General features: G+C 41.5%; 2 protein-coding genes and 1 riboswitch. Both genes read left to right on the forward strand.

The features are described from left to right. The first annotated feature begins 166 nt into the window (after positions 1 to 166). Positions 167 to 365: riboswitch (cobalamin riboswitch) on the forward strand. 187 nt (positions 366 to 552) lie between these two features. After that, the gene (locus B5F78_RS16350) at positions 553 to 1,314 is read left to right on the forward strand and encodes a DUF4465 domain-containing protein (RefSeq protein ID WP_225226491.1); all 762 of its coding nucleotides are present in this window, start codon (positions 553 to 555) and stop codon (positions 1,312 to 1,314) included. 108 nt (positions 1,315 to 1,422) lie between these two features. Next, entirely contained in the window at positions 1,423 to 1,974 is a 552-nt protein-coding gene (locus tag B5F78_RS16355; protein ID WP_022040990.1) for a beta-class carbonic anhydrase, read from the forward strand. Positions 1,975 to 2,394 lie beyond the last annotated feature (420 nt).

The raw sequence follows: 2,394 nt of genomic DNA on the forward strand, positions 1-2,394 counted from the left end.
GCTCCTGTTCTTCGTCAGATAGCCCGCTATCTTCCTCATCACAGAAGCGAAAATGCCTCAAAAACTCATCCCAAATCATCGCACGATAAATTCAAAACAGCTTCTTAATCCTGCTTATACTTCTATTAATGTTTGTTAACGTCAGTTCATGTAATGAAAAACTTTCTATCTTTGCCCATGCAACGGTTCGGGCAAACTACGTCCGATTAAAAGGGAATCAGGTGCAAGTCCTGAACAGTCCCGCTGCTGTAAGTTCCATAGACTGAAGTGTCGCAAACCATTCTTAGCCACTGGGAGGGTATCTTGGGAAGGCGGTTTGCCGATAGGAACAAGTCAGAAGACCTGCCGTGTGCCTTTGCATTTTCACTGCTTTCGAGGAAAAAGCGTGGGAATACGGCAGGATGTGGCTTTTCGGGCTGCCCTCTTTTTATTATTCCCTTTTTCTAATTGCAATCAGTGTTATGCGAAGATGCGCAGGGATAACTTCCTTGTGTGAATAGGTTTATATTTTAACCAAAAGATAACATGAATCAATTAAAGCAATTAGGACAGATGAAAAAATTAGTATGGTTTTGGGCGGCACTGTTGTGTGTGTCGCTTTGGAATTGTAGCGATGACGAGAATCCGGCAAGTGAAGAGCAGAAAGAAGAAGCGGTAATCAGTTTTGAAGGCGAATTGAGCGAGCCGAATAGCTCTTTCATCGCCACCGAAGGCGAAGTGGATGGGTTTTATCAAAGGACTTCCTTCTCCGACCCTCAGGCGTTAGTTGCTTTTTCCCATTATTTTAGTGGACAGAGTTTTGGTGGAGGGTTCACTTATACCAATGGAACGGATGTAACAACTTCTGGATATACCAATTTAAGTGCCATTACCGGTGCTGGCAGGGATGGAAGCGTTTACCTGACCAGTAATGCAAACGAGTACACTCCAGCGCGGATTACAAATCTGCAAGTTGGAAAATATCGTTTCAAAGGAGCATGGGTAACGAATACAACCTATGATTATCTGGCTATGAAAGACGGTAATGATGGAGGAATAGGTTTGGTGCGGAAGTTTGGAGTGGGTGACTGGTTCATTCTGACTGCTGTAGGTCACGCAAGCGATGATTCCGAAATAGGGCGTGTCGATTTTTATTTGGCCGATTTTCGTGATGGGAACAGCATGATTCTCGATACGTGGGAATGGTTCGACTGGAGCGAACTGGCAGATGCCTCGTATATTACGTTTGAAATGTCTTCTTCCGATATAGGTGATTTCGGTATGAATACTCCTTCTTATTTTTGCATGGATGATATAACATTGCAGGAAAATTGATTTCCTCTCGAAAATAATCAGCAAGGCTCACTTAGAAGAAGTTTATCTTCGGAAGAGTGGGCCTTTTTGCGTATCTTTGTGCGGTTTGAAACATAAAATTAAATGTGTATGATAGACGAATTATTGGAGTTCAATCGTTCCTTTGTAGAAAACAAAGGCTATGAACAGTACGTAACCACAAAATATCCTGATAAAAAGATTGCGATAGTGACCTGTATGGATACGCGTTTGGTTGAGTTGATACCTGCTGCCTTAGGCTTGCGCAACGGGGATGTAAAGATGATTAAGAATGCCGGAGGAACGGTGACACATCCCTTTGGAAGTGTGATGCGTAGCTTGTTGGTAGGTATTTACGAACTGGGTGTAGAAGAAATTATGATTATCGGTCATACGGATTGTGGGGCGCAACACATGGATAGTCAGGTCATGTTGCGACATATTAAAGAGCACGGAGTATCCGACCGTGACATTGAGATGATGGAGTATTGCAATGTTGATTTGCACGCTTGGTTGAGCGGGTTTGACGATGTGGAGCAATCGGTACGAGGTAGTGTGCATTTGGTAAAACATCATCCATTAGTGCCTAAAGATGTAGTCGTGCGTGGATTTATTATTGACTCTGTAACTGGTAAATTGACTGAGTTTGAAAATATAGATTAATGCATAACCGAAGGAGAAGATGACAAGTGCAAGATAAATGCATTTAATGCTGCATATATTATTTCGTTGAAGGCTACTTCATTTATTAGAACCTGATACAGCATTACTTAATTCATTCAAGGTACGCACTTATATGTACGGGGGCATGGAAGATATATCCGTTGACCCGTTCATATAGGTGCTTTTTTGTATCCTTGCCTTCGGTTTTCTGTTATTATATATAATAAGGAGTATTGTTATTCTTACTAAGTTTTCTCTAGGTGTAAATATTTTCCTGTATATATGTGAATATCAGCATTTTGCATATTTCACATGAAAAAAGTTTCAAAAAAAGTTCTCCAGTTACTTGCAGTTTCGGTAAAAAGGCGTACCTTTGCACTCGCTTTCCGAAAGGGACGCCACCTGAAAAGGTTGTGTAAG

The sequence above is a fragment of the Bacteroides sp. An279 genome, from assembly GCF_002159615.1.
GTDB lineage: Bacteria > Bacteroidota > Bacteroidia > Bacteroidales > Bacteroidaceae > Phocaeicola > Phocaeicola intestinalis.